The organism is Burkholderia sp. D-99, assembly GCF_011605345.1.
Classification (GTDB): Bacteria; Pseudomonadota; Gammaproteobacteria; order Burkholderiales; family Burkholderiaceae; genus Burkholderia.
The window spans coordinates 1,039,894-1,061,612 of sequence record NZ_JAAOXM010000002.1 but is presented as its reverse complement, the minus strand read 5'-3'; the positions used below and the strand labels follow the sequence as shown (position 1 = coordinate 1,061,612).

General features: G+C 66.8%; 19 protein-coding genes and 1 pseudogene. 8 read left to right on the top strand and 12 right to left on the bottom strand.

Features of this window, described 5'->3' with window-relative positions:
- The first annotated feature begins 213 nt into the window (after positions 1-213).
- Entirely contained in the window at positions 214-2,847 is a 2,634-nt protein-coding gene (locus tag HAV18_RS12000) for an MMPL family transporter (RefSeq protein WP_166955806.1), read from the top strand.
- Entirely contained in the window at positions 2,840-3,829 is a 990-nt protein-coding gene (locus HAV18_RS11995) for a VacJ family lipoprotein (RefSeq protein ID WP_166955804.1), read from the top strand. Before HAV18_RS12000 ends, HAV18_RS11995 begins: the two co-directional genes overlap by 8 nt.
- A gap of 114 nt (positions 3,830-3,943) precedes the next feature.
- On the opposite strand, the gene HAV18_RS11990 is transcribed toward HAV18_RS11995, so the two are convergent.
- The 5 genes from HAV18_RS11990 to HAV18_RS11970 all read right to left on the bottom strand — a co-directional run bounded on the left by HAV18_RS11990 (position 3,944) and on the right by HAV18_RS11970 (position 9,344).
- The gene (locus HAV18_RS11990; RefSeq protein ID WP_208101943.1) at positions 3,944-4,600 is read right to left on the bottom strand and encodes a phosphorylase; all 657 of its coding nucleotides are present in this window, start codon (positions 4,598-4,600) and stop codon (positions 3,944-3,946) included.
- Between the two features lie 51 nt (positions 4,601-4,651).
- Positions 4,652-6,625 carry a squalene--hopene cyclase gene (shc, locus tag HAV18_RS11985; protein WP_166955801.1) on the bottom strand — a complete coding sequence of 658 codons (1,974 nt, stop codon included), beginning with the start codon at positions 6,623-6,625 and terminating at the stop codon, positions 4,652-4,654.
- 11 nt (positions 6,626-6,636) lie between these two features.
- Positions 6,637-7,890 carry a hydroxysqualene dehydroxylase HpnE gene (hpnE, locus tag HAV18_RS11980; protein WP_166955800.1) on the bottom strand — a complete coding sequence of 418 codons (1,254 nt, stop codon included), beginning with the start codon at positions 7,888-7,890 and terminating at the stop codon, positions 6,637-6,639.
- A 13-nt stretch (positions 7,891-7,903) separates the two neighbouring features.
- Positions 7,904-8,752: a presqualene diphosphate synthase HpnD gene (gene hpnD / locus HAV18_RS11975; protein WP_166955799.1), complete on the bottom strand. Its 849-nt coding sequence runs from the start codon at positions 8,750-8,752 to the stop codon at positions 7,904-7,906.
- Between the two features lie 259 nt (positions 8,753-9,011).
- Positions 9,012-9,344 carry a hypothetical protein gene (locus HAV18_RS11970; RefSeq protein ID WP_027790205.1) on the bottom strand — a complete coding sequence of 111 codons (333 nt, stop codon included), beginning with the start codon at positions 9,342-9,344 and terminating at the stop codon, positions 9,012-9,014.
- Positions 9,345-9,519: 175 nt separating this feature from the next.
- On the opposite strand from HAV18_RS11970, the gene HAV18_RS11965 reads away from it, so the two are divergent.
- On the top strand, positions 9,520-10,404 hold the full coding sequence (locus tag HAV18_RS11965; protein WP_166955797.1) for an alpha/beta fold hydrolase: 885 nt from the start codon (positions 9,520-9,522) through the stop codon (positions 10,402-10,404).
- A 51-nt stretch (positions 10,405-10,455) separates the two neighbouring features.
- Here the strand turns inward: HAV18_RS11965 and HAV18_RS11960 are convergent, their stop codons facing one another.
- From HAV18_RS11960 to HAV18_RS11950, 3 genes are read right to left on the bottom strand one after another with little or no spacing between them, the layout of a single operon-like run.
- Positions 10,456-11,394 (bottom strand): GGDEF domain-containing protein, encoded by a 939-nt coding sequence (locus HAV18_RS11960; protein WP_166955795.1) that lies wholly within the window; start codon positions 11,392-11,394, stop codon positions 10,456-10,458.
- Entirely contained in the window at positions 11,391-12,017 is a 627-nt protein-coding gene (locus HAV18_RS11955; RefSeq protein WP_166955784.1) for a chemotaxis protein CheC, read from the bottom strand. Before HAV18_RS11955 ends, HAV18_RS11960 begins: the two co-directional genes overlap by 4 nt.
- The gene (locus HAV18_RS11950) at positions 12,010-12,378 is read right to left on the bottom strand and encodes a response regulator (protein ID WP_021161390.1); all 369 of its coding nucleotides are present in this window, start codon (positions 12,376-12,378) and stop codon (positions 12,010-12,012) included. Before HAV18_RS11950 ends, HAV18_RS11955 begins: the two co-directional genes overlap by 8 nt.
- Before the next feature lie 470 nt (positions 12,379-12,848).
- On the opposite strand from HAV18_RS11950, the gene HAV18_RS11945 reads away from it, so the two are divergent.
- Positions 12,849-15,107 carry a hybrid sensor histidine kinase/response regulator gene (locus HAV18_RS11945; RefSeq protein ID WP_166955782.1) on the top strand — a complete coding sequence of 753 codons (2,259 nt, stop codon included), beginning with the start codon at positions 12,849-12,851 and terminating at the stop codon, positions 15,105-15,107.
- Positions 15,108-15,152: 45 nt separating this feature from the next.
- Here the strand turns inward: HAV18_RS11945 and HAV18_RS11940 are convergent, their stop codons facing one another.
- Positions 15,153-15,707: an NADPH-dependent FMN reductase gene (locus HAV18_RS11940; protein ID WP_011353625.1), complete on the bottom strand. Its 555-nt coding sequence runs from the start codon at positions 15,705-15,707 to the stop codon at positions 15,153-15,155.
- A 367-nt stretch (positions 15,708-16,074) separates the two neighbouring features.
- On the opposite strand from HAV18_RS11940, the gene HAV18_RS11935 reads away from it, so the two are divergent.
- Together HAV18_RS11935 and HAV18_RS11930 are read left to right on the top strand one after the other, a co-directional pair.
- A complete protein-coding gene (locus tag HAV18_RS11935) occupies positions 16,075-16,674 on the top strand; it encodes an RNA polymerase factor sigma-70 (RefSeq protein ID WP_166955779.1) in 600 nt (199 codons plus the stop codon).
- Complete coding sequence (locus HAV18_RS11930; protein ID WP_166955777.1) at positions 16,652-16,867, top strand: zf-HC2 domain-containing protein; 216 nt, start codon at positions 16,652-16,654, stop codon at positions 16,865-16,867. Before HAV18_RS11935 ends, HAV18_RS11930 begins: the two co-directional genes overlap by 23 nt.
- Before the next feature lie 136 nt (positions 16,868-17,003).
- Here HAV18_RS11930 and arsC read toward each other — a convergent pair whose 3' ends face one another.
- Both arsC and HAV18_RS39635 read right to left on the bottom strand, forming a co-directional pair.
- Positions 17,004-17,360 (bottom strand): arsenate reductase (glutaredoxin), encoded by a 357-nt coding sequence (gene arsC / locus HAV18_RS11925; protein WP_166956772.1) that lies wholly within the window; start codon positions 17,358-17,360, stop codon positions 17,004-17,006.
- A 303-nt stretch (positions 17,361-17,663) separates the two neighbouring features.
- Positions 17,664-17,891: pseudogene (locus HAV18_RS39635) on the bottom strand (hypothetical protein); the annotation flags it as partial.
- 533 nt (positions 17,892-18,424) lie between these two features.
- Between HAV18_RS39635 and parA the strand changes: the two are divergent.
- On the top strand, positions 18,425-19,087 hold the full coding sequence (gene parA, locus HAV18_RS11915; RefSeq protein ID WP_166955774.1) for a ParA family partition ATPase: 663 nt from the start codon (positions 18,425-18,427) through the stop codon (positions 19,085-19,087).
- 23 nt (positions 19,088-19,110) lie between these two features.
- Positions 19,111-20,172, top strand: a complete 1,062-nt coding sequence (locus HAV18_RS11910; protein ID WP_166955771.1) for a ParB/RepB/Spo0J family partition protein — start codon at positions 19,111-19,113, stop codon at positions 20,170-20,172.
- A 90-nt stretch (positions 20,173-20,262) separates the two neighbouring features.
- Here HAV18_RS11910 and HAV18_RS11905 read toward each other — a convergent pair whose 3' ends face one another.
- Positions 20,263-21,630, bottom strand: coding sequence for a replication initiation protein (locus HAV18_RS11905; protein ID WP_166955768.1), 1,368 nt, complete (start codon positions 21,628-21,630; stop codon positions 20,263-20,265).
- Between the last annotated feature and the right edge of the window lie 89 nt (positions 21,631-21,719).

Genomic DNA, 21,719 nt, shown 5'->3' with positions numbered 1-21,719 from the left:
AGGTTCCTTTGTCACAGGCGTGCAGCGGCGCGAAAAAGCAGCGCGGCGCCGATTATGTAAATATCCCCTTACCAACCGGCTGGCCATCGATATCGATTCCGCCGTCGCGAACAAATCTCCTTCCCTCCCTGAAACCCCCAACGTCACGACCGCCGCCACGCTGCGCCGGTATACTTGACTACTTTGCCCTTGCCAGCCGCTCCCCACCGCCACATGGTGACATCTCTCATCGTCCGACTCGTTGCATGGTCGGTGCGCCGCCCCGTCTGGGTCGTCGTCCTGTCGCTCGTCATCGCCGCGCTCAGCGGCGTCTACGTTGCGCAACATTTCAAGATCAACACCGACATCAGCAAGCTCGTCGATGCGGAACCGCAATGGGCGGCGCTCGGCCAGGCCGTCGACAACGCGTTCCCGCAACGCAACGGCACGATCCTCGCGGTCGTCGAGGCGCCTGCGCCCGAGTTCGCGAACGCCGCCGCGCATGCGCTGACCGAAGCGCTGCAGAAGGATGCCGAAGCCGGCCGCATCGGCCAGGTCGCCGAGCCCGGCGGCGGGCCGTTCTTCGAGCACAACGGGCTGCTGTTCCTGTCGCCGCAGGAGGTCACGGATACCACGTCGCAGCTCGCGAGCGCACGCCCGCTCGTCAACGAACTCGCGAAGAATCCGAGCCTCACCGGGCTCGCGACCACACTCTCCACCACGCTCGGCCAGCCGCTCCTGACCGGCCAGGTGAAACTGCCCACGATGGCGAAGCTGCTCGCACGCAGCGCCGCGACGGTCGACGACGTGCTGGCCGGCAAGCCGGCCGCATTCTCGTGGCGCGCGCTGGTCGACAGCGATGCCGCGCGGCAGCCCGCGCGCGCGTTCGTCACCGTGCAGCCCGTGGTCAACTACGGCGCACTGAAGGCCGGCGCGGAAACCAGCCAGGTGATCCGCGACGCGGCTCGTTCGATCGATCTCGAGAAGCGCTACGGCGCGGCCGTACGCCTGACCGGTGAGCAGCCGCTCGCCGACGACGAATTCGCGTCGGTCGAAGACGGCGCGGCGCTCAACGGCGTCTTCACGCTGCTCGCCGTGCTCGTCATCCTGTGGCTGGCGCTGCGCTCGAAGCGGATGATCGGCTCGGTGCTCGTCACGCTGTTCGTCGGCCTCGTCGTGACCGCCGCGCTCGGCCTCGCGATGGTCGGCTCGCTGAACATGATCTCGGTCGCGTTCATGGTGCTGTTCGTCGGCCTCGGCGTCGACTTCTCGATCCAGTACGGCGTGAAGTACCGCGAGGAGCGCTTCCGCGATCCGCGCATCGATCACGCGCTGATCGGCGCCGCGCACTCGATGGGCATGCCGCTCGCGCTGGCCACCGCGGCCGTCGCGGCGAGCTTCTTCTCGTTCATTCCCACCGCCTATCGCGGCGTGTCCGAACTCGGACTCATCGCGGGCGTCGGGATGTTCGTCGCGCTGCTCACGACGCTCACGCTGCTGCCGGCGCTGCTGCGCCTGTTCGCGCCGCCGGGCGAATCGAAGACGCCGGGCTTCCCGTGGCTCGCGCCGGTCGACGACTACCTCGATCGCCATCGCAAGCCGATCCTGATCGGCACGCTCGTGGTCGTGGTCGGCGCGCTGCCGCTGCTCGCGTTCCTGCGCTTCGACTTCAACCCGCTGCACCTGAAGGATCCGAACAGCGAATCGATGGCGACCCTGCTCGCGCTGAAGGATTCCCCCGAAGCCGCCGTCAACGACGTCACGCTGCTCGCGCCGTCGCTCGCGGAGGCCGACGCGGCCGCGAAGCGCCTCGACGCGCTGCCTGAAGTCGGCCGCACGACCACGCTGTCGACCTTCATCCCTGCCGACCAGCCGGCCAAGCGCGCAGCGATCGCCGCGGCCGCGAGCGAACTGCTGCCCGCGCTGACGCAACCGGCCGCGCCGCCCGCGACCGACGCGCAGCGCGTCGCCGCGCTCAAGCGGCTGTCGGACCTGCTGAGCTACGCGGCCGAAGATCACCCGGGCCCGGGCGCGGCCGCCGCGCAGCACCTGTCCGCGTCGCTCGCGAAGCTCGCCGCAGCAGACGCCGCGACGCGCGACCGCGCCGAGCGTGCGTTCTCCGATACGCTGCGCATCGCGCTCAACCAGCTCGCGTCGCTGCTGCAGCCGCAGGACATCACGCGCGAATCGCTGCCGCCGCAGCTCGTGCGCGACTGGGTCGCGCCGGACGGCCATGCGCTCGTGCAGATTTCGCCGAAGGTGCCGAAGGGCGTCGACCCGAACGACGACACGATGCTGCGCCGCTTCGCGAAGACCGTGAAGGCCGCGGAGCCGGGCACGACCGGCGGGCCGATCTCGATCCTGCATTCGGCCGACACGATCATCAACGCGTTCCTGCATGCGGCACTGTGGTCGATCATCTCGATCACGATCCTGCTGTGGGTCACGCTGCGCCGCTTCGGCGACGTGCTGCGCACGCTGGTGCCGCTGCTCGTGTCGGGCGTCGTGACGCTCGAACTGTGCGTCGTGCTCGGCATGCCGCTCAACTTCGCGAACATCATCGCGCTGCCGCTGATGCTCGGCGTCGGCGTCGCGTTCAAGGTGTATTTCGTGATGGCGTGGCGCGCGGGGCAAACCGGGTTGCTGCACTCGAGCCTCACGCATGCCGTCCTGTTCAGCGCCGCGACGACGGCGACCGCATTCGGCAGCCTGTGGCTGTCGCACCACCCGGGCACGTCGAGCATGGGCAAGCTGCTCGCACTGGCCCTGACCTGCACGCTGATCGGCGCCGTGGTGTTCCAGCCCGTCCTGATGGGCAAACCGCGCGTCAAACGCGCCAAGAACCAATCGCAAGGAATCAATGAATAAGGTGCGAATCATTGCGGCGACCGTTGCCGCCAGCGCAGTGCTGGCCGGCTGCGCGACGGGACCGAACCGCAACCCCAACGACCCGCTCGAGCCGATGAACCGGACGATGTACAAGATCAACGACGCCGTCGATTCGAACATCGCCCAGCCGATCGCGAAGGGTTACCAGAAGATCACGCCGACACCGGTACGCACCGCGATCAGCAACTTCTTCTCGAACCTCGGCGATCTCGGCAACATGGCGAACAACCTGCTGCAGTTGCGCATCACCGATGCGACGCAGGATCTGATGCGCGTGACGATGAACTCGCTGTTCGGCGTCGCCGGCCTGATCGACATCGCGACGCCGGCCGGGCTACCGAAGCATCACCAGGATTTCGGCCTGACGCTCGCACGCTGGGGCGTGCCGTCCGGCCCGTATCTCGTGCTGCCGGTGTTCGGGCCGAGCACGTTCCGCGACGGCGTCGGCCGCGCGGTGGACGTGCGCTTCAACCTGCTGAACTACATCGAGCCGGCCGCGCGCAACCCGATGTACATCGCGCAGTTCATCAGCGCGCGTTCGGATCTGCTCGGCGCGACCGACCTGCTGAAGCAGGCCGCGCTCGATCCGTATTCGTTCGTGCGCGACGCGTACCTGCAGCAGCGCAAGTCGCTGACGTATCGCAGCCAGTCGGCGACGCTGCCGACTTACAACGAACCGGGTGAATCGGGCGCTGTGCCGGCCGCGACGCCTGCCGTGCCGGGGTTGCCGAACTACGAGGACCCGGGTGAATCGGGCGGCGCATCGGGTACCGCCCCGAACAACGCACCGGCCGCGCCGGGGTTGCCGCAGTACGACGATCCGGGTGCGGAGAACGCGATGCCGGCGAGCGCGCCTGCTGCTGCACCGGCTGCGGCATCGGCCGCAATGCCGGCGTCGTCCGGTTCGGCGACCGTGCCGGCCACACCGGCGGCACCTGCAAGCAGTCCGGCCGCGCAGTAACGCCGCAACGGCGGCCGCGCAAAGACGAAGAGCGCTGCATCATGCAGCGCTCTTTTTTTGTCCGTACGAAACGGGGAAACCGAGAAGAGGGGAGAAAGTCGCGGCGAACGCCGCTCAAACGATCCGCATCGCGCCCGCACGCTCGAACGCGTGCCGTGCCTGGATCAGCGTCGTGCGCGCCGCGCGCGCGTCGCTTGCAACCTGCAGCAGCGGGCCGAGCTGAGACGGCTGCTTCAGCAGTTCACGCAGGATCGGCAGGATCGCCGTGCTGCCGTCGTCGCGCAGGCCGGCCGTCGCCGCGCGCGGCAGCGTGCGCCACGCCGGATCGACGATCGCGCGGCACACCGCGAACGGCACACCGCGCGCGGCCGCGAAAGCCGCCGCGATATGCGACTCCATGTCGACGGCGAGCGCGCCCTTCGCGCGATGCAGCGACGTCTTTTCCTGTTCGCTGACGACCGGTGCGCTCACGGCTACGATCGTGCCGCGCGTGACGCGCGCCCACACCGGCGTGTCGTGCAGCGCGGCGACGAGCCGCGTGCTCCAGCGCGTATCGGTCTCGACGCGGCCGAACGGCCCGTCGATCGCGTTCGCGATCACGAGCGCGCCGGGCGCCAGGTCGGGCGCGAGCCCGCCCGCCGTGCCGAAGCTCACGATGCCCGCGCAACCGCGCGCGGTCGCCTCGGTCAGCGCGCGTTCGAGCCGGTCGGCCCGCGCGGCAAAGACGGCTTCGACGCCGTCGCCGCGCGCGATGCGCGCCTCGAACGCCATCCCCGTCACGGCGATGACGGGCAGCGTGCCGGTGGATTGGGACGCCACGCGTTACAGCCCGACCGTGACGCGCGTCGTGTTGTCGCGCTTCAGGTTGCGATAGCGCGCGAGCGCCCATAGCGGGAAGAACTTGCGATAGCCGTGGTAGCGCAGGTAGAACACGCGCGGGAAGCCCGTCGCCGTGAAGCGCGTCTCGTCCCACAAACCTTCTTCGTTCTGGTTGGCGATCAGGTAGTCGACACCGCGCGCGACCGCCGGGTTGTTCACCTCGCCGGCCGCCATCAGGCCAAGCAGCGCCCAGGCCGTCTGCGACGCCGTGCTCGGTGCCTGTTCGAAGCCGCGATAGTTCAGCTTGTAGCTGTCGCCGTCCTCGCCCCAGCCGCCGTCCTTGTTCTGGATCGACAGCAGCCACTGCGCGCCGCGCTTCACGCGCGGATCGTCCGGCGTCAGGCCGGCCGCGTTCAGCGAGCACAGTGCCGTCCACGTGCCGTACACGTAGTTCATCCCCCAGCGGCCATACCAGCTGCCGTCCGGTTCCTGCTCCTTGAGGATGTAGTCGAGCGCGCGGCGCGCCGGCTCGCTGTTCAGCGGCGTCTCGCCAAGCTGCGCCAGCATCGACAGGCAGCGGCCCGACACGTCGGCCGTCGGCGGATCGAGCAGCGCGCCGTGATCCGAGAACGGGATGTTGTTCAGGTAGTACTGCGTGTTTTCCGGTTCGAACGCGCCCCAGCCGCCGTCGCTGCTCTGCATCCCGACAACCCACTCGCGCGCCCGCGCGATCGAATCGCGATACGCGTCGTTCTGCCTGAGTGTCTGCGCGCGAGCCATCGCCACCGCAACCACCGCCGTATCGTCGACGTCCGGGTAGTGCGCGTTCGCGTACTGGAATGCCCAGCCGCCGGGCCGAACGTGCGGGCGGCGCGAGATCCAGTCGCCGCGCACGTCGAGGATCTGCAGCGGGCGCAGCCATTCGAGGCCGCGCAGCACGGCTTCCTCGGCACGTGCGTCGCCCGTTTCGAGCAGCGCATTCGCGGCGAGCGACGTGTCCCACACCGGCGACAGGCACGGCTGGCAATACGCTTCGTCGTCGTGCACCACGAGCAGCTTCTCGATCGACTTGCGCGCGATCGCGCGGTTCGGATGATCTTCCGCGTAGCCGAGCACGTCGTACATCATCACCGCGTTGGCCATCGCCGGATAGATCGCGCCGAGGCCGTCTTCGCCATTCAGGCGCTCGTCGACGAACGAGACGGCCTGGCGGATCGCGCGTTCGCGCGTGTAGTTCGGGAACAGGCCGTCGACCGCGCGCAGCGCATGGTCGACCACGCGGAAGAACGCGAACCAGCCGGCGCTCTGGTGGCCCTGGCGCGGCAGCAGCCCGGCGTTGACGGGCGGATCGATGAACAGCTCGTCGATGCGCACGCCGCGCGGGTTCTTCGCGATCGGGCGCTTCGCGTTCAGCACGAGCAGCGGCACGATCACGGTGCGCGCCCAGTACGACACCTTCGACAGGTGGAACGGGAACCACTGCGGCAGCAGCATGATCTCGACCGGCATCATCGGCACCGCGCGCCACGGAATCGCGCCGTACAGCGCGAGCTGGATGCGCGTGAACACGTTCGACATCTCCGCGCCGCCCATCGCGTGGATGGCACGGCGCGCACGCTGCATGTGCTCGGCGTTCTCGTCGTCGCCGATCACCTTCAGCGCGAAATACGCCTTCACGCTCGCGCTGACGTTCGGCGCGCCGTCGGTGAACAGCGGCCAGCCGCCGTCGGCCTGCTGGATGCGGCGCAGATACTTGCCGATCTTCTGTTCGAGCTCGAGGTTCGGCGTCTCGCCGAGATAGTGGACGAGCAGCACGTATTCGGCGGGAATCGTCGAATCGGCTTCGAGTTCGTAGACCCAGTGTCCGTCCGCTTGCTGTGCGGCCAGCAGCGCGTCGGTCGCACGCGCGACGGCCGCGTCGACGCCGGCCGGCACGGTGCCGGCGGACAAGGTAGCCATTTCGGTGAGATCGTTCATCGGTCCCTCTCTTATTGTGTCTGGAGCACGTCCGCGGCCAGCTGGCCGGAGCGGATCGCGCCCTCGATCGTGGCGGGCAAGCCGGTGGCAATCCAGTCGCCCGCCAGTACAAGATTGGTCCAGCGCGTACGCACGGCCGGACGCTTCATTTCCTGCGACGGCACCGCCGCAAAGCCCGCGCGCGGCTCGACGACGAGCTGCCACGCGGGGATGGTTTCCGGGTTCGCGCCGGTCACGCGCGCGACGTCTTCCCAGATGCGCCGCGCGAGCGTGTCGCGCGGTGTGTCGAGCCAGCGCCCCGCGTCGCGGATCGTCGCCGCGAGCTGGCCGCCGCCGGTGCGCACCGCATCGACGACACCGTTCACGACGGCCGTCTGCAGCGGCGTACCGGCCGGCGTCTCGACCGCGAAATACGCGGTCACGACCGCGCTGAACGTGTCGGGCGCGGTGAGCTCGGGCACGAGCGGCTGCGCGACTTCGGGCGGCACGGCCAGCACGACGGCGTCGCCCGGTGCGAGATCGATCCGCTCGCCGCCGACCGAGACCGCATCGACCGCATTGCCGTGCGCGCCGAATTCGAACGCGTCAAGCCGCGAATTCAGCCGGATCTGCGCGCCGCCGTGCTGCAGCATCCGCAGCGCCGGTTCGACGAATGCGCTGCCGAGGCCATGACGCGCGACGAGCGGACGGCAGCCGGGGCCGCCCGCGGCAAACGTGCCGTACAGCGCCGCGCGCGCGAGTTCGGCGCTCGCATGGCGCGGCTCGACGTTCAGCACACCGAGGAAATATGGCCGCAGCCAACGTTCCCACAGCATGCCGTCGCATCGCATCGTCTGTGCGAGTGAGCGGCCCATGCGCGCGAACACGAGCGGGGCGAGCGCGAGGTAGTCGAGCGGCGTCGTGCCCGGCGCACGCGACGCGGCATCGAACAGCCACGACGGCCAGCGCCCGTCGCCGAAGCGCAGCGTCCAGCGCTGCTGCGACGCGACGTCGACGGCCGGGAATTCAGGCAGCGCGGGCCCCGCGAGCTGGTCGGCCGCACCGATCGCGCGCAGGTAGCGCTGCGTCGCGGGCTGTCCCGCAAACACCGTATGCAGCCCGCTGTCGAGCGTCGTGTTCAGCGTCCCGTCGAACCAGGAGCGGCAGCGGCCGCCCGCATGCGCGTGCGCGTCGTGCAGCACGATGCGTCGCCCGCGGCGTTGCAGCTCGACCGCGGCCGACAGGCCGGCAAGGCCGGCGCCGATCACGTGGACGGTCCTGGGCATCGACTCGGTCGACTCAGAACAGCGCGTAGCGCGCGGCGATCATCAGCATGCGCGCTTTCGGCTTGCGCAGCGGCGCGCGCGGGAAGGCAAAGCCACGTGCGATCGCGGCTTCGAGAATGCAGCGATACGCGCCCGACATGATGCGCGGCGCCTTCACCTGCGCACGCGGACAGGTATCCATCACCGCGTCGGCCTGGCGGAAATGCTCGAGCGCGCGCTCGACGAGCGTCGCGCACACGCGCGGCAGCGCCGGATCGCGAACGATCGTCGCCGGGTCGGCGATCGCGATGCCTTCGCGCGCGAGCAGCTCGCGCGGCAGGTAGCATCGGTTGATCGCCGCATCGTCGTCGATGTCGCGCAGGATGTTGGTCAGTTGCAGCGCGCGGCCGAGGTGATGCGACAGCTTGATCCCTTCGGCTTCAGGCATCCCGAAAATCCTCACCGACAGCCGGCCGGCCGCGCTCGCCACGCGATCGCAGAAGAGGTCGAGCGTCGGTTCGTCGGGCGCGCAGATGTCTTCGACCGCATCCATCGCCATCCCGTCGATCATCGCGTGGAAATCGTCGCGCTGCAGGTTGAATGCGCGAATCTCGCGGTCGAGCGCGGCCAGGTGGCGCGGCGGGCGGCCGGCGAAGCACGCGTCGATGTCGGCGCGCCAGCGATCGAGGCCCTCGGTGCGCTCGGCGCGCGGCAGGTCGCTGTCGGCGATGTCGTCGACCGCACGGCAGAACGCGTAGACCTGGAACATCGCGTCGCGCTGCGTCGCCGGCAGGATGCGCATCGCGAGATAGAAAGAACTGCCCGATGTGACGGCAGCGGCGTCGGTTTCTTGTTCGTCCACGACGGAATGGGAAACGGCCAAGACGAGCTCCACGGAGACACCCACGCGGGGCGATTGAAGAAGCCATGCCCGGCTGGGATGGTCAGGGTGTCAAATGCGTGCGAGATATGCGAACGATCGACGCAGACAGGCACAAGTTACCGGCCGGAAGCCGGAATTGGGCGAAAGTATAGCAATCTTTGAAGTTCGATGGCGGACACGCGCCGCGTGCGGCGGCATGCCGGAAGCCGTTGGCCGGCAAGCGCGGCCGGCCCGCGCGGGAACCGGCGCCGACGGTGCGTCAGCCGTAGACGATGTCGCGCTGCAGGTCGAGCGCGATGAGCCCCATTTCGCGGGTGAGCTGCAGCATCGAGCGGCGTTCGAGGCGCGAGCCCATGAAGCTCGTCACGTGGCCGTCAGGCTCCGCGGTAAACTGGAAGACCGCGCCGCCCGTGCCGAACCACGCACCCGGCACATCGGGCGATTCCTGCCAGTCGATCTGCGCGAACACGCGCGCGATGCCCGCGCGTATCAGGTCGCCCGGGCCGATCGGCGGCGCGATGTCGCCCAGGTCGTCGAGCGAATAGGGGCCGGGTTTGTTCGGCTTCCGGTAGAAGAGATAGTCGACGTTCATGGGGCGCAACCGCGAGCAAAGCAACAAATTAGCGTGCTTCGGGATAAATTCAAATCAGATCCGGACGAAATGTGGCCTGTACGAGACAAGAGGGACAGATCGAATCCGGCGCGTCTGGGCGCACGCGGGTTCGTCTAAGATGACACCTTTCTCAAAATCTGAAGACCCGGACACCATGGAGACGAACGCAAGCGCCACCCCGCAGTCCGATCATCCCGTTTTCGTGCTCGTGCACGGCGCCTGGCACGGTGCGTGGTGCTACGCGCACGTCGCGGCCGCGCTGGCCGCGCGCGGCCATCTGTCGATCGCGCGTGACCTGCCCGCGCACGGCATCAATGCCCGCTTTCCCGCATCCTACTTCGCCCGCCCGCTCGACAAGGATGCGTTCGGCGCCGAGCCGTCGCCAGTCGCGAACACGACGCTCGACGATTACGCGACGCAGGTCATGCAGGCGGTCGACGACGCGTACGCGCTCGGCCACGGCAAAGTCGTGCTCGTCGGGCACAGCATGGGCGGCCTCGCGATCACGGCGGCCGCCGAACGCGCGCCGGACAAGATCGCGAAGATCGTCTATCTCGCGGCCTTCATGCCCGCGTCGGGTGTGCCGGGCCTCGACTACGTGCGCGCGCCGGAGAACAAGGGGGAAATGCTCGGCCCGCTGATGCTGGCGAGTCCGCGCGTCGCCGGTGCGCTGCGCATCGATCCGCGCAGCGGTGACGCTGCGTATCGCGAGCTCGCGAAGCGCGCGCTGTACGACGACGTGCCGCAGGCCGACTTCGAGGCCGTCGCGAACCTGATGACCTGCGACGTGCCGGCCGCGCCGTTCGCGACCGCGATCCCGACGACGCCCGCGCGCTGGGGCGCGATCGACCGCCACTACATCAAGTGCCTGCAGGATCGCGTGATCCTGCCCGCGCTGCAGCAGCGCTTCATCGACGAAGCCGACGCGTTCGCGCCAGGCAACCCGACCCACGTGCACCAGCTCGACAGCAGCCATTCGCCGTTCATGTCGCAGCCGGCCGTACTGGCCGGCGTGCTGGCCGACATCGCGAAAAGCTGAGCGCGGCACGCGCCGGGCGCATCCGCGCCGCGCGCAGCGGGGCAGGTGCGCCTACGTGTAGGCGACCGAGCGGTCGCGCCCGAGCCGCTTCGCGCGGTAGAGCGCGGCATCGGCCTCGTTGACGAGCACGTCGCAAGTCGGCGCGCCCGTCTTCGCACACGCGCCGCCGACGCTCGCCGTCACCGGCACACTGACGCCCTCGGCATCGACCGGCACGCTGCCGATCGCGTCGCGCACCTTGTCGGCCACGAGCATCGCCTCGTCGAGATCCGTGCACGGCAGCAGCAGCGCGAATTCCTCGCCACCGAAGCGACCGAACGTATCCTGCGCGCGCACGATCGACGCGACGCGGCGCGCCGTCTCGCGCAGCACGGCGTCGCCGGCCGCATGGCCGAAGCGGTCGTTGATCGTCTTGAAGTGGTCGAGGTCGAACAGCAGCACCGACATGTCGCCGCCGTAGCGCTGCCAGCGCGCGAATTCGTCGCCGAGCCGCGCCTCGAAGAAGCGCCGGTTCGCAATGCCGGTCAGGCCGTCGCGATTCGCATGTTCGCGCAGCTTCGCGACCGCTTCCTCGCGCTCACGCTGCATCACGCTCACGTGCGTGACGTCCGAGATCGTCACGCACACGGCTTCGACGTCACGGCCGCGCGTGAGCGGCATGAACGTGCAGTCCTGCTGCATGTAGTCGACGCCGCCCGTGATCGGCCGGTCGTGCTCGAAGCGGAACAGATAGGGCCGCTGCTCCCACGAGCTGAACGCGAAGCTGCCGAGCTGGAACACGCTCTCGAGCTTGCGCGACAGCCACGCGCGCGGCAGGTCCGGAAAGCAGTCGAACAGGTTGCGGCCGATCACGTCCGCGGCCGGGATGCCGCTGTGGTCCTGCATGAAGCGATTCCACATCAGCACGGTCATCGCGCGGTCGAGCACGAACAGGCCGAAGCCCACCCGCTCGATCACGAGATCGCTCAGCGACGGGGTGGCGGCCGTCATAGCGCGGACAGCAACGCGTCGAGCGCGTCGCCCATCAGCCGGATCGAATCCTCGGCCATCAGCATCACGAAGTGGGCCCGGAACGCGTGGTCCTCGAGCCCGAAGTTCACCTCGAGCAGCAATGCCACGCTCCATGCCAGCTCGGTCGGCTGGAATACGTCGTCGAACGACACGTTCGCGCCGAGCAGTCCCGGCGGAAAGAACACGGGCTTGCGGCCGAGCTCGTCGAGGATCGATGCGACGCAGGCACCCATCAGCACGTTCGCGACGTCGAACACGACTTCGTCGGGTGTCGCCATCCCGCCGTACACGCCGTCGCCGAACGTGCGGTCGACGACCGACATGAGCCGCGCGATGCCCGCCGTACGGCACAGCACGATCGCCTCGCCCTTGATGTCGGAACGAAAGCCCTGGCGCACGGCGGTCACGTTGTCGTGGATGCCCGTCATCTCGCGCAGCGCGTCGCCCGCGTCGGACGCTTTCACGACCCGCACGCGCGGCACCGACAGTTCGATGAAGCGCCCGAGCAACAACGCGAGCCGAGCGGCGGCGCGGCCCATTGCGAGGTTGGCGATCTCCTGCAACGCGTCGCGTTGCTCCGCCGTGAACACCGAGTCAGGCATACAACCCATACTCCTTGAGAATGGGCAGCAATGCCTCCGACGTCACGGGCTTGGCAACGAATGCGATCGCGCCCAATTCGCGCACGCGTGCTTGCGCCTGCGGCTGGATATCGGCGGATACCACGATCACGAACGTGTTCAGGTCTTCGTGGCGCAGTGTCTCCAGGACCTGATATCCGCTCATGTCGGGCATCGTCAGGTCCAGAAACATTACGGAAGCTTTGCCGTCACGATAGAGCGCCAAGGCCTCTCGACCATTCGCGGCATACGCGACATCGACGTCCCAGCCTCCCGGCAGCGCCTTTGTCAGAAGTTTGCGAGCGAGCAGCGAATCGTCGGCAATTACAATCGGCAAAGGCATGGGCGAAGCGGTATACGGAATGGTCTCTCTCGCGTTAACGACCGCGCGGCGCGCTTCTTGAGGCGCCAATGCGTTCGGGCGCGGGCAACCGCCTTGCAACCGCGCGCGGGCGCCGCGACGCGGGTGCGCGCGACGCACCGCGCGGCGAATGCCGGCGGGCGCAGATATCTGTCATAGGGAAAGCAAGGCGCGATTCTCGGAGTAAACCGGAGGCGATGCAACTCGCCATATTCACCATTTCGGACAGAATCGATCCGAACACGCGCCATTCTGAAAACAGGCGCGACCATTTTCGAGATAAGCACGCAAAATTTTTCCTTGTGTACGTTTGCGCTGCCGGATTCGTCGCGTTTTCAATCTGACAATTTCCCCCTGTCGGAATCGACAGGATTGCGTGCGTCCGGGGCCGCGCGGCGGGCCGTCGCAACTCGTTTATGATGGCAGGCACCTCTGCCTCACCCGCTTCCTCGATGACGTCCGACCGGCCCGCCGATTCCCACGCTCCCGCCTCCCCACCCGCCGACGACTGGCAGGACGACGGCAACTACGCGTCCGGTGCGCCCGAGCACGATTTCGCGGTGCGCCGCGTGACGCTGATCGTGCTGCTCGTCGCGGCGATCGTGCTGCCCTGCATCTACGTCGTGGTGATGGCATACAACGACCTGAAGACGCGCGAGGCCGGCGCGAGCGACGTGACGATGCGCACCGTGCGGGTTGCCGAGGAGCACGCGCTCAAGGTGTTCGACCTGAGCGAGACGCTCGATGCGCGCATCGTCGATCTCGTGCAGGACATGGACGACGCGACCGTGCGCAACCGGGAGTCCGACATCCATGAAGCGCTGAACACGATCGGCGGCGGCTATCCGCAGGTGGCTGCCGTGTCGATCTTCGGCGCGAGCGGGATGCTGCTCGCGAACAGCCTCTACTATCCGGCGCCCTATGCGTCGATCGCGAACCGCGACGACTTCGCCGGCATTCGCGACGGCAAGGTGATCGAACACATCTCGCGGCTGATGATGGGGCCGCTCAAGCTCGAGAACATTCCGGTGTTCAACACGGGCGTTGCACGACGCCATAGCGACGGTTCGTTCGCCGGGATGGTGTCGATCGCGCTGAAGTCGTCGTATTTCAACGCGTTCTACCGCGACCTGCTCGGCGGCGCCAGCACGCCGATGACGATGGCGCTCGCGCGCTCGGACGGCGCGGTGATCGCGTCGTATCCGCCGCCGCCGGCACTCGCGCATACCGATCGCGCCGTCACGTTCGGCGACGCGCGCAACGATCCGCGCGCCGGTGTCGTGCGGGTGCGCCACGACGGCGCAAGCAGCGAGATCGTCGCGTATCGCCAGGTCGGCAGCTATCCCGTCTATGTGACGTGTGCGTACCGCACGTCGGCGATCTGGCATGAATGGTACGAACACCTGAGCGTGCTGTTCCTCTCGATGTTCGCGCCGTCGGTCGCGCTGTGGTCCGTGATCTGGCTGTCACTCAAGCGGCTGAAGGCGGAAGAGGAGGCGTGGGACCGCTGGCAGGCCGAAGCGTCGATGCGGCGCTCGATCGAATCGGCGTACCGGCAGTCGCGCAAGATGCAGGCGCTCGGCAATCTCGTCGGCAGCGTCGCGCACGACTTCAACAACCTGCTGATGATCATCTCGAGCAACGTGCAGATCGTACGGCGGCGCGGGGTCCAGCATCTCGACAAGGAGCTCGGCGCAATCGAGCGCGCACTGAAGAACGGGCAGTCGCTCACGCGCCAGCTGCTCGGTGTCGCACGCAAGCAGCCGCTGCACAACGAGACGATCGACGTCGGGCAGTGGGTCGGCACGTGCCGCGAACTGCTGAAGACGTCGCTCGGTTCGAAATCGTCGCTGGTCGTCGCGATCGAGCCCGGTGTGTGGCCGATCCGCGTCGACGTCGCGGAGCTCGAGCTCGCGGTGATCAACCTCGCGGTCAACGCGCGCGACGCGATGGCGGCCGGCGGCCGCTTCACGGTCGGCGCGCGCAACGTGACGCTGCGTCGCGAGGACGGCTTTCCGCTGACCGGCGATTTCGTGCAGATCTCGCTCGACGATACCGGTTCGGGCATGGCGCCCGACGTGCTCGCACGCGCGTTCGAGCCGCTGTTCACGACGAAGGCGCAGGGGATGGGGACAGGGCTCGGCCTGCCGCAGGTATTCGCGTTCTGCGAACGCTCGGGCGGCCTCGCGACGATCGACAGCGCGGTCGGCGCCGGCACGTCGGTGCGCCTCTACCTGCCGCGCGCGAGCGCCGAGGATGTCGTCGCGCGGCCGCCGGCGATCGCGCTCGACACGGGTACGAGCGCGCTCGCCGGCCTGCACGTGCTGCTCGTCGAGGACAACGGCGAAGTCGCGGCCGGCACCGAAGCGCTGCTGTCGCTGCTCGGGCACCGCGTGACCTACGCGCCCACCGCCGACGACGCGTTGCGCCTGATCGAAGGCGCAGCCGCGAACGACGCGTTCGACCTCGTGATTTCGGATATCCACATGCCGGGCCACCTGAACGGCATCGACCTCGCCGAAGCAGTCGAGAAGCGGCCGGAGAAGCTGCCCGTGATTCTCGTCACGGGTTACGCGGAGGAGCTCGACCGCACGCGCACCGTCAATGTCCGCGTGCTGTCGAAGCCGTTCGACATTGCGCTGCTCGACGAGATCCTGCTGGGCATCCGCGAAGCGCGCGACGCACGGCACGCGCGACACGCCGGCACGTGACCCGCTGCGTGCGGGCCGGCGCCGGCGGCATGAACGGGGCGGCGCTCAGGCCGACTTCAGCAAGCGCACCCAGCCCGTGTAGCGATCGACGAAGCCCTGCAGGAACTTGCGGGTATCTTCGCTCACGATCTGGCCCTGATCGTCGATGCGCGCCGGATCGTGCTTGATGAACATCTCGGGCTGCCCGAGCGTCTTCACGTCGAGGTACGCGAGCACGTTGCGCAGGTGCTGCTGCGCGAGCGCGGTGCCCGTCGCGCCCGGCGACGTACCGAGCACCGCGCCCGGCTTGCCCGACCACGAGTTGGAACCCCACGGCCGCGAGCCCCAGTCGAGCGCATTCTTTAGCACGCCCGGAATCGAGCGGTTGTACTCGGGCGTGAAGAACAGCAGCGCATCGGCGGCTTCGATCGACTGCTTGAAGCGCTTCGCGACTTCCGGGAAATCCGCGTCGTAGTCCTGGCTGTACAGCGGCAGTTCGCCGATCTCGACGAACTCGAACGAGAAATCGGCGGGCGCGAGCGAGATCACGGCGTGCGCGAGCGCACGGTTCCACGAAGCGCGACGCAGGCTGCCGACGACCACAGCGATGCGATAGGACATGGCATTCTCCTTCCGGTGAGTGAGGAATCGGATCGATTGCTTCCGAACAAGCGACAAAGGTCTGTTTATAGGCAAGCCAGCCCGCGAACCGCCCCACGGGGCCGTCCGGCCGACTTTCCACAAGGTTTTCCACAGAAATTGTGGATAACTCGGCCGTTATGTTCTGACGTTACAAACTGCCCGCCGCGTGTCGTGGTCGACACGCGACACAGGGTTCGGCAAGCATAGCGCAGCGTGTCGACCGGTTTCGTGAATTCGCGACGGAACATGCATTGCGGGCCGGCACCGCGCCCAGTAAGCTGCTCGCACCGCGACGTGCCCGCTCGGTGGCGCACGCGCAATTGACTCGAGACACCGCAACCCAGACATGCCGTCCGCATACGACGACCCCGCCTATCTCGCGCAACTGCGGCGCGACCTGCTGCGCTTCGCGCGACTCCAGCTCCGCGACGCCGACGCGGCCGAAGACGCCGTGCAGGAAGCGCTCGCCGCCGCGTGGTCGCATGCAGGCGATTTCGCCGGGCTGTCGGCCCACAAGACCTGGGTGTTCGGTATCCTGCGCAACAAGCTGATCGACGTGCTGCGCGCGCGGCAGCGCACGGTGAGCCTGTCGGCGCTCGATGCCGAGCTCGACGGCGAATCGGTGCTCGATCGCGAGCTGTTCAAGGAAAACGGGCACTGGGCCGCGCATGCGAAGCCGCGACCGTGGCCGCGCCCCGAAACGCTGTTGCAACAGCAGCAGTTCTGGGCGCTGTTCCAGGCCTGCCTCGATCACCTGCCCGAGCAGATCGGGCGCGTGTTCATGATGCGCGAATTCCTCGACGTCGAAATTACGGACATCTGCAGCGAATTGACGCTGACGACGAATCATTGCAGCGTGCTGCTGTATCGGGCGCGCACGCGCCTGCGAACCTGCCTGAGCGAAAAAGGACTGACGACCGAAGATGCTGCCGGGGAAATGTACTGACGTGACGCGACTGCTGTCGGATGCGCTCGACCGGCATCTGACCCTGCACGAGCGCCTGCAGGTGCGCATACACCTGCCGACCTGCAGTGGCTGCAGGACCTATCGCAGCCAGATTGCGCTGCTGCGGACGGCCGCGAAAGCAGCGGCGGGGAGGGGGCCGGACGACGACGGGGCGTCGTCCGGGGAAGGCTAGGCCCGGCTCGCGTGAGTGCGATCGCACTCACGTTACGCAACGGGCGTTGGCGGCATGCTGCCCGGCGATCGTGCAGGCGTCGATTGCCCGTGCTTGTGCCGGGCTGATGCAGTCAGAAAAATACGGCGGGCAAGAATTATTCGAACAGCGCCTGCACCGATTCGGGTGGCCGGCCGATGGCTGCCTTGCCGCGATAAACGACGATGGGCCGCTGCAGCAGAATCGGATGAGCGGCAATCGCCGCGTAAGCCTCCGCATCGGTCAGATCGGCGCGGGCCAGATCCAGCGTCTTGTACGGTTCCTCACCATCGCGCAGCATGTCTCGAACCGAGCGGCCAAGCTGCCGGTGCAGCGTTTCCAGCTCCTCGGCCGTCGGCGGCGTCTTCAGGTACTCGACCACATTCAACGGCGTGCCGGTGGTATTCAGCGACTCGACCAACGCAAGCGTCTCGCGCGACTTCGAGCATCGGGGGTTGTGGTAGATCGTGATCATCATTCAAGCCTGGTGGGTAGAGCCCTGTATTGTAGCCAGTCGGCATCGGGTGTCTGGGGGTGGTTGGCGCGGGATCGCGAGCGGGTTGGCCGCTTCACCGAGGCAGGTGGGTGAGGCAGTGCGATGGACCGTGAGAGGGGAGTGCTGTTCGGGATGCGCTTCAAGGAGTTGATGTGTTTATGCGCATAAAGGCGAGCGGCTTTCTGTCGCGGGATGGCGAATAAAGGGGCCGCGCGCCAGATCGATACGATGAGGGTTTTGGGCCGCAAGGGATGCGGGCAGGTACATCGTAGGTCGGTTGGTTTATGCGCATAAAGCGCGATTGCCAGGTGAGGTAGCTCTCGATTCGCGACGCGGCAATTGCGGACACGCCCTCACGTGGATGCGATTGCTGCGTCGATATGCTCGCTGCTCGATCGCCGCGCACTGGATTCCGGAGCAGTCGGGACGTGATCCTTCGCCGCTCGCCGCTCGCCGCTCGCCATCGCCATCGCCATCGCCATCGCCATCGCCATCGCCATCGCCATCGCCATCGCCATCGCCATCGCCATCGCCATCGCCATCGCCATCGCCATCGCCATCGCCATCGGCCGCAGTTTATGCGTATAAACATGGCGCCCAGGCAGCGCGTTGCGTCGACGTACACGGGGTCAGTGGCACGCCTCAACGCAGCATTCCCGGCCACGACTTACCGCTCATAACCCACTCAGAAGTGCCGGCCTCCCGTCGCACGATCGACCGCCTCGGTTTCCGCGGAGTTTATGCGCACAAACTCCCCGGCGCTCAGGCAAGACTGCCTCATCGAACGAAAGGGCAGCGCACCACGATCCGACGGCAACTCGCTATTCACACCGACGATGCCACACCCGATAACTCCCCCCGAGTCGCTCATCGACGTTGCAGGCATCCGCTACACCATCCCGGTCGAGCCACCAGCCATCGCTGGTTCGTTTATGCGCATAAACCGATAGCCCGAATGGCTAATGCGTAGTTGTCGAACGACAATTTCATTGAAATTCAAATATCGTCCTGTAGAATTCCAACGACCAAAATAGGAGTGAAAATTGGCCGCGGAAATCATTGCAGTCACTCAACAAAAAGGTGGCGTCGGCAAAAGCACGATTGCCATGCACCTCGGTGCCGCGTTCCATGAAAAAGGGAAGCGCGTCCTCGTCGTCGACGCAGATCGTCAAAACACGCTGGTTCACTGGTCGAGCGCATCCGGCGACAGCGACACCGGCATTCCGTTTCCGGTCGTCAACCTGGCCGAAGCCGACGGCCAGATCCATCGCGAGATCAAGAAGTTCATCAACGACTACGACATCATCGTCGTGGACTGCCCGCCGTCGATCACCGAGAAGGTATCCGGCGTCGTCCTGCTGGCCGCATCGATTGCCGTGATTCCGACGTCGTCGTCGCCAGCCGATTATTGGTCGAGCGTCGGGCTGGTCAAACTGATCCAGCAGGCGCAGGTCATGAACGAAGACCTCCGCGCAGTCTTCCTGCTGAACAAGACCGAAGAGAAGCGCATGCTGACCCGCGAGCTCAAGCGCGCGCTCGAGGAACTCGGCTTCCCGTTGCTGAAAACGCAGATCCCGACCCGGGAGGCGTACAAGCAGGCGATGGCGCTCGGTCAGACCGTACTGCAGATGAACGATCGTGGCGGCAAGCTGGCTGCCGCAGAAATTCGCGCATGCGCCGACGAAATCGTCGCCATGCTGCCCTGACTTTATGCGCACAAAGGAGTCACATGAAACCCTCCCAATTTGCCAAAGGATTCCAAGCGCGCCCGGATATCACGACGAGCGAGAAGCGCACGGCACTCGATCGACTCAATGCGATCGACGGCATCGTCAAGTCCGAGACGCCCACTCCGGCGCCGACCAAATCCGCGAAGAAAGACATCGCGCCGCCGCCCGCTCCCGAGCTCACGCTCGATCCGTCGATCGATGAATCTGCGCAATATCGTGCGTGGCGTCTCGAGAACCGCTATGCACCGGGGCAGGTGATCGAGCTGTCGCTGAAGGCGATCAAGCATAGCCCGTTCAATCCGCGGCACTTCTATCTGAAATCGTCGATTGCCGAGCTCGCGGTCAACCTCGCGAAGCAAGGGCAGCAGCAGGCGATCCACGTGATTCCGGATTACGACAACCCGGGCACGTATTTCGTCAGCGACGGCGGCCGCCGCGTGCGGGCACTGAAGGAAGCCAACAAGGAATCGGTCAAGTCGATCGTGATCGACATTCCGATCGGCATCCAGAGCTACAAGCTCGGCTACGATCTCAACGTCCAGCGCGATTCGCAGACGGTGTTCGACAACGCCGTCGTGTGGCGCCGCTTCCTCGACGACAAGCATTTCCAGAGCCAGAAGGAGCTCTCCGAGCACCTTGGCCTCGACGAATCGACGGTGGCCGTCGCGCTGTCGATCGGCAAGCTGCCGGAAGCGATCATGCACGAAATGGTCGCGCGCCCCGATCGCTTCGGTTCGAACATGGCGTATCAGGTCGGCCGCTATCACAACGCTCGCGGCACTGAGGCCACGCTGCGGCTGATCAACAAGATCGTGTCGGACGATCTCAGCACTCGCCAGGTGTCGGACATAGTCAAGGGCCGCGTCGCGGCGCAGGAAACGCCGAAGGCTGCAGGTCGTCAGCGCTATGCGCAGCGTCTCGAGATCAAGCTCGGCGGCAAGTCGGTCGGCGACCTGAAATCGTATGGCGAAGATCGCATCGAATTGCGCCTGCGCGGTCTCCCGAAGGACAAGCGCGACGCGATCCTCGAGCAACTCGAGCGGATGCTGTTGTCGGAGTGACGGAAACGGCCGGCAGGGCCTGGTGAGGACACCGGGCCCGCCAACTGAGGGCGGGGCCGGCGGCGGCCCGTCAGCGGGCCTGAGCGGGCCTCAGGCGGCCCGCGATTGATTCAGCGTGAACGACAGCAGGTCGCCGTCCGTCGGCTCGCCCCAGGTCTTCTGGGCCAGCCAGTCGAAAAAGGCGGTCTCGGCCAGCTTGGAATCGAGGCCGCGCTTGCGCCAGTCATCGCGCAGATGGGTGCCCATCGTCGGCAGCGCCTCCGACTCGAACGACTCGCGCGCCACGTCGCGCTCGGCGTCACCCTGCTCTTCGTACAGCACCTTCGCTTCCTTGCGGCGAAACGCTGCGAACTCGCTCAGCAGGCGTGCCTTCAGGTCGTCCGGTTGGGCCGCTGCAAGCTTCGCAGTCGGCGTGCCGGCAGGCAGCGCGTCGACCGACTCGACCGGCGGCGCATAACCCTTCTTCAGCGCATCCTTGAACAACGCCGGCGCGCTGCGCACCGGCGGCAGCGTCGTGCTGCGCATCCGCTGCTCGGTCATCTGCAGCGCAGCACGAATGCGATTCTCTTCGCTGTCCGCATAGAGCGTCTGCGCTTCCTTCAGCGGGATCCCGAGCTTCACCATCCGGTCGACCAGCGTGCTGTCGAACACGTTCGGGTGTTCGTCGAGCGCCAGCATCGGCTGCTTGCGCTCGGTCACGCGGAACTGGATCTCCGCAACCCGGCGCCCTTCACGGTGTTCGATCAGCTCGACGAAGATGTTGGTGACCGCGTTGACTTCCGCGATCGCGGGACGCAGATAGTCGCGCTTGAAGTACTTGTACTCGCGCTTCGCTTCGTCGCCGGCTTCCGTGTCGGGCGTGCCCGACAGGATCGGCCGCCACCATTCCCACGGCTCACGCATCGTCAGGTGGCTCGGGTTCGTCAGGTAGCGCACGCAGATCTCGTACAGCGCGAGACCGGCGCTGCTACGCAGCTGGCTCTGGAACTGCAGGCTCAGGCGCGCGTACTGGACCGGGTCGAGCAGCTTTTTCTTGATCTTCGGCGCGAACGAGAATTCGACCCACACACGGCGGGTCGCCGGATCCTCGAGAATTTCGGCGTCGGCGATCAGCGTCGAGATCCCCCACTTGCGGCCCGGCTTCTGGCTCGACGTCCCCGTGCTCCATTCGACCTGCACCGACACCATGCGGCGCAGGTGTTCCTTCACCAGCGCGGTGTCGTTCGAATCGAAGGCGGAGTTGGCGACGATGTCCGACAGCAGCGCACGATACGTATCGCCCGAGTCGTCGGCCTGCTGCGCCACGGCCAGCAGGACATTGAACAGCTTGCGAGTGAGGAGCGTGATCTTGCCGCTCTTCGGCTGAATTGCGATCGCCTCGACGGCCTTGCGCAATTCGGCTGAACTGGCACTCACCACATCCACATCGGTTTTCTTGGCGCGCTTCGTCGTGGCCATACGTCGGGTCGGAGGAGAAGTTTTCCGGAAGGATAGCGCCTGCGGTGATGTGCGTCCAGAACGACATGCTCACCATAGCGGGTGAAGTG